Here is a 6364-nt window from a genome sequence, read left to right as displayed (position 1 = left end):
CCAGTATTTCCGCCAGTATTTCCGCCAGTATTTCCGCCAGTATTTCCGCCAGTATTTCCGCCAGTATTTCCGCCAGTATTTCCGCCAGTGTTACCGCCAGTGTTACCGCCAATGTTACCGCCAGTGTTACCGCCAGTGTTATTACCATTGCCACCAGCAGGTTTGGTATCAATCACTAAGTCACCATCTTTGACGACCAAAGTTTGCATCACGTTGGTGGCTTTAAAGTCAATCTTATCGCCAAGTTTGGCTTCGGCGGTGCCGAAATCCACTTTTTGGCGAGCACGGTCGGTATCGACCAACACTTTACCACTGCCATTAAAGTTCAAATCACCGCTAACGGTATCAAACAGAGCGTGTTCTTTGTCGCTATTGACCTGATACACCAGCGTATCGTTCACGGTGATATCTTTCACACCAGTAAGACGAGCATTCGCCATTAGCGTGGTTTTGTCGTCAATTACCACATTTTCCACGTTTTTCACGTCGTAATGGACTTTGATGCTCTCGCTGCTATTGCCGCCTTTCATGCCAAAGGTGATGGTGTCAGTGCCTGCCCCCATATCAAGGTAACGGCTGTTCACTTGTACGCGATTATCGGCGATGGTGGCGTTATCATCACCTGCGCCCATGTTCACTTCACCATTGATAAAGCTATGGTTTTTAGCGATAAAAGCGTTATTGCCCGCATCACCCAAAATGGCGTGGGTTTGTTGCGTTCGGTTCACGGTAAAGCCGTTGGCGTTGAGCTTGGTGCTATCCAGCGTGACGGTGCTATCGTCTTTGATGTTCAACGCCGTGGCATAGCCGTTGACAATGCTGTTATTCACCGCAATATCGCGATTGGCAATCAACGCGCCATTTGCCACGCCCGCACCGTTAATCAGCTTGCCATCGATATCGCCTGTGGCGGTGTATTCGCTGTCTTTGTCGCCGTTGGTCAATGCGCCATTGATGATTTCATAGCGCTTGCCATTGCTGGCAGTGTAGGTGCCGCCTTTGCCAATAGTGATTTTTTCAATGGTTTCGGAATCGGCGTGACGGATGGTCGGCTGCCCCCAACGGGCAGGCTTTTCAATGCCTTTTTTCAGGTGAATGGTTGTGCCCAAATTATTCACAGGGTCTGTGTCAGCTTCAAAATAGCGATAAACCTGTTTACCACTCATGCCCGCAGGGCTATTTTTGTAGTTAGCGGCAATCAATGTGCCTGCCATTAAGCCGTAGTTATTGATTTCTTTATAACCTGAAACGAAAGCAGGATTGCGGATGCTGTATTGGTCATCAATCTTCCCACGCGCCAGCAGGGCAGCATGATTGCCTGAGATGATGCCTGCGTTGTTCACTGCTTCAGTAAAAGCATTATCCACGGCAATGCCCACCCCCGTGCCTAAAAAGCTAACGCTGGCATATTCACTGCCATTAGCCAGCCCGTGATACATACGGCTATGCCCGCTAATTACACCTTCGTTATCCACTTTTCCCAATTTGCCCGCACGCTCGGTAAGTGTGCTATTGCCACCATATACCGAAATGCCGTTACCGCTAGCTTTGATGTCGCTATTCGCTGAGTAATTGTTAATCGTGTGATCCCATGAAGTAGAGGCTGCGGTGCTGGGACGTTTGGGGTTCACATCGGGATTGTCAAAGGTGCCGACATTGCTTTTGTCCGTTACCACCAGTTTGACTTCTTCTGGCGGAATAGCTGCCTGAATTTTTTGTATCAGTTCATCGGATAAGGTCAAATGAGTTGATAAATGTTTTTGTACTTCGTATTTGAGGCGACTAGGCAACGCATCAATACTGATGCCTGCGCGTGAAGTAAAATCACCGCTGATAACCCCGCTGTTTTGCACTGCACCGATTTGCGCATTCCCTTTACCTAGTGAATCCAATACTGCGGAAATACCGTTACCACTACCCATGCTTTTCACGTCAAGGCTACCTGAACCCATGCCACCTTGCAGATAGGCTTGTCCGCGAATTGCGCCAGTATTATTCACCGTACCAATCTTGGCTTCTGCGGTTTTCACTTGCGCATTGCGGCTTTCTGCTAACACACTCACGCCGTTACCGCTGTTATAACTCTCAGCAGTAGAGAGCAGATGAATGGACTTATAGCCCGAATTGTCACCAGAAACCTGATGCAAAGTGCCACTGATATTGCCCGAATTATTCAGCGAGCCCAACACGGCATGCGTAGATTGCTTAGCAAAACGTCCCGTTCCTGCATACACTGATGCGCCATTACCTGCCGCACGGCTTAAGGTCTGTGTATGCGTCACATTTCGACCGCCCAAGAGTTTCGCTTCACCACTGATATCGCCGCTGTTGCTGAGATTGTTTAAAGTGGCATAGTTGATTTTATCGTTTGACCACGTGTATTTATCAGGCGTATCAGTAAAAGTTGCTAGGGATACCCCATTACCTGAAGCCCAAGCGTTCACACCATAAAATTGCGGTGTATAAGTGGCGGAAGTATGCCCCCAATATACGTCTTGCGAACCCTTGGCATCCACGCTGCCAGAAAGCATATCGCTGTTTTTGATGTGTTCTACGGCGATGCGAATGTTTTTGCCCTCGATATCCTGCTTACTCGTATCCTTAGGCGGTGAGCCGTTAAACGGTTTGCCCAAATCATGCGGATTGGTATACGTGGGCGTGCCAGCGCTGATGCTGGCAGAGCCACCGCTACCTGAAGCGCCGCTCACGCCATCCACGCCGACGGCATTACCAAAATCTGCCGTGCCAACCACCGAAATACCATTTGCCGATACAAAAGCCGAAGTTGAGCCATGCACCGCACCCACACCGCCTTCAAGCACCGCGCTACCTGAAGCCAAACGTTGGTTATCCAAAGTCTTTAAAGCAATATCAATGTCATTGGGATTAGTATGTGCCGACCAACCCAAAGCATCAATCGCATTGCCTTGCCCTTCAATGGCAATCGAAGAGCGAAAATCTTGGTTCGCAGGAGTCAAAGGGTCATCACCAGAGATACCGCCCATTGCCGTGACCGCACCGCGCACAAAGCCTTGATTGAGTGCATCCGTCTGCGGCACCTTGCCATCGCTATCTTTGGGATTGCCATACCAAATAATGCGTACAGGATTACCCGAGCGATTCAGCTCACCCGTGATTTTTTCTGCCTTATCACCGCCGTGCTGTATGGTATCGATTTTTTCCACCGTAACACCCGCAGGTACCATAGCAGTAGTCGTATCGCCTTGTTGATATTTTGTAGCATCCGCATAAGCAGACTGCACAACACCCAAAACCGCCAAAGCCAGCGGCTTCATTAAAAAACGAGAATTCATAACATTTCTTCCATTAAAAAAGGTAAAAAAGCGGCAGAACAATGACATTCCACCTGATTTCTTGCGCCCATGATTAAAAAGCAAATCGCCCATTGATGAGCATCAGCCAAAGCTAACGCCCGCTTAATACCTAACGTATAAAGCCCCGTTGCTAAACCGTCTGCCCTCATCACACTATCGGCAATCACGCTAACAGAAAGCACATCGGCAGCTGTGGGCGCCAAAGATACAGGGCTAATCACATGATGAACCAACCGACCCGATGCATCACGACGACAATGACGATAATTGCCAGAAGTAGCAATACACTGATTATCAAGAGAAACCACAACGCTTTGTGCCGCTTGAACGGGATTTTCTACCGCTACTCGCCAAGGCCTAGCCTGAGCATTCACGCCCCTAGCGCGCATCTCACCGCCAATATCGACAAGATAATTATCAATACCCAAATCATCTAAAATTTTTGCAATGCCATCCACCGCATAACCCTTTGCAATAGCAGAGACATCAAGACGCATATCCGAGTCATGCTTTAGTAACACATGCTGCCCATCTGAAGACTCAAGCGAAAACTTCTCCATCCCCACCGCAGCACGTAAATGCGCCAAAATACAAGCATCAGGCACATCGCTTGCCGAGTGAACTCCATAGCCCCACGCATCAATCAACGGCGCAAGCGTAATATCTAATCCCCCTTCGGTTTCTTGATGTAGCCGCTGCGCCTCACGCAAAACCCGCGCAAATTCAGGCGCAATAACCAAAGCTTGCCCCGCTTTCAACGCATTAAAACGGCTGATATCGCTATCTTTACGAAACACCGACATCTGCTGATTGATAGATGCCAACCATGCTTCAATCTCTGCTTTCACGCCCTCAGGCCGCACGACCGCTAAGCGCTCTTGATGCGTTAAATACTTCACCACATAGCGATTAGCCATCGTTTTTCCTTTAATGGTAATCAGAATATTCATAATAATAATTATCATTTAATTTTAAATTTATTTTAATATCTCCTAAATAAAAGCGCAAGAAAAGCAAATTTTTCTTAGATAATATCGCCAAGTAACCCTGTTTAATAAATTTACGCAAAGAATCTGTACAGCAGTAAGAATACTGAGATTCTCTTGATGTATAGCAAAATTTCTATATGGTTTTCTCTTTCTTATTTGTTTATTTTTGACGGTATTTTGGGAATGTGGCGATATGATAGCGCCAAAAAGGATAAAGCAATTTATGATGAATGATTCTGTTTGGCGACAAAAATTCTCACGTATCATTCCTTTAGGCATCAGTTTACGTCTGTTTTTTATTTTATTAGCGCTTTTATTATTGCTGGGGTGGCAATGGTTTAATCGTAGCAGTGAGGTTTTAAAAATTAGTATGAAGCAAAGCGCAGAAACTACATTGGTGGATACGCTTTGGCTATTAACGGCTGAACAAACCAAACAATATGCGCAAACAGGACAACTCAATATCAATGCATTGGCAGAACAAATTCATATAGCGCAACATTTACCGCAAACCGCCAAGATTTATACGCATCATAAAAATCATTTAGAGCTAGAGGTATTATTGAGCAATGCCAATGGCATGGTCATTTATGATTCTAAACAACAGGCTGTCGGAAAAGATTATAGCCATTGGCGCGATATTCATGCGGCTTTGCAAGGGCAGTATAGCGCACGCAGCAGTTATCTCAATGAAGCGCATCCTGAGCAAGGAAAAGAAATGGTAGTTTCTGCGCCTATTTTTTCGCCAACGGGGACGGTTGTCGGCGTCTTATCTTTACGCCAACCCGTTACTGCCATCATGCCCTTTAACTTAAGCGCTATCGCTAAAATGCGTTATTTAATGGCAGGATATTTATGCTTTATTTTGGGCATTTTAGCGTTATTGGCTTGGTGGTTGGCGCGGGCATTAAGGCGGATTACCCATTATGCGGAAGCATTAGCCGCAGGGCAAAAAGCACCTCTGCCAAAATTCTCCGACCATTATTTAGCACGGCTTGCGCAGACCGTTAGTAAACTTCGTAGTGATTTAGAAGCCAAGCAAGCAGTAGAACAAACGATTACTACACTCACCCATGAACTCAAAACCCCCTTAACCACTGCGCAAGCCACCGCCGAACTCCTTTCTGAACCAATGCTTAGCGCACAAGAACAAAAAGCATTAACGGTCCAAATTCAACGTGCAGGCAATAAAATGCAGACGTTAATTGAACGATTACTGGCTTTAGCACGTTTAGAAAATCGTCCGCAATTGATGTATGAAACGGTGTCTCTATCAAAGATTGCAAAAGCCATTATGACCGATTATGAACTGAGCTTATCTGCTCAAGCGTTGAGCATGGCTTTAGTGATAGAGGAAGAGAATAGTATTGAAGGGGAAGCCTTACTGATTCGACAAGCAATAACCAATCTATTAGACAATGCGATTGCTTTCGCTAAAAAGGCATCCACCATTACCATTGTCATAAAACCCCGTGAAGTATGGATAGAAAATATCGGGGAAACCATTCCAGATTATGCTTTGCGTAAATTAACCGAACGTTTTTTCTCTTTACCGCGGCCAGATGGAAGCGGTAAAAGTAGCGGATTAGGGCTTAATATTGTCTTGCATATTATGCTGCTACATCATGGGAGGCTTGAAATTGAAAATATTACTAATGGCGTACGTGCAAGGTTGATTTTTAAACGATAATCAGATGAATGAAATGCATATAGCCAACTTCCCAAAAAATATCGTTTTCGATGAGCTCGCCAGAGTAGCCGCCCTTTGTTCTAACAACGATTACAATGGCATTTTAAAGACGAAATAGGGGAGACAAATATCATGGCAACTTTTAATCTCATTGGCGATACCGAACCTTTTTTGCATTGTCATTTAGGCTTAGGTGAGAGTATTCACTGCGAAAGCGATGCCATGATTATGATGGAAGACGGCTTAGAATTAAGCGGTGAAATGCGTGGGGGATTGTTTCAATCCTTAGCGCGCCGTTTTGCCACTGGCGAAAGTATTTTCCAACAAAAGATTACCGCAACTACTGCTGC

The 6364-nt window shown here is 45.9% G+C and carries 3 protein-coding genes and 1 pseudogene; 2 read left to right on the top strand and 2 right to left on the bottom strand.

Annotated features, from left to right (window positions below):
- Together A5N85_RS10780 and A5N85_RS10775 are read right to left on the bottom strand one after the other, a co-directional pair.
- A pseudogene (locus tag A5N85_RS10780) lies at positions 1-3314 on the bottom strand (hypothetical protein); the annotation flags it as partial.
- Complete coding sequence (locus A5N85_RS10775; protein ID WP_172460822.1) at positions 3311-4285, bottom strand: FAD:protein FMN transferase; 975 nt, start codon at positions 4283-4285, stop codon at positions 3311-3313. The gene A5N85_RS10775 and the pseudogene A5N85_RS10780, both read right to left, overlap by 4 nt.
- 262 nt (positions 4286-4547) lie before the next feature.
- Here A5N85_RS10775 and creC point away from each other — a divergent pair, with 262 nt between their 5' ends.
- Together creC and A5N85_RS10765 are read left to right on the top strand one after the other, a co-directional pair.
- A complete protein-coding gene (creC, locus tag A5N85_RS10770; protein WP_072577225.1) occupies positions 4548-6014 on the top strand; it encodes a two-component system sensor histidine kinase CreC in 1467 nt (488 codons plus the stop codon).
- Between the two features lie 132 nt (positions 6015-6146).
- Positions 6147-6364: AIM24 family protein (locus A5N85_RS10765; RefSeq protein ID WP_211268172.1), on the top strand; the 218-nt coding region annotated here is incomplete at its 3' end.

This window comes from Suttonella ornithocola, assembly GCF_001889065.1.
In the GTDB taxonomy this organism is placed as follows: Bacteria; Pseudomonadota; Gammaproteobacteria; order Cardiobacteriales; family Cardiobacteriaceae; genus Suttonella_A; species Suttonella_A ornithocola.
This window is presented reverse-complemented; position numbering and strand designations above follow the sequence as displayed.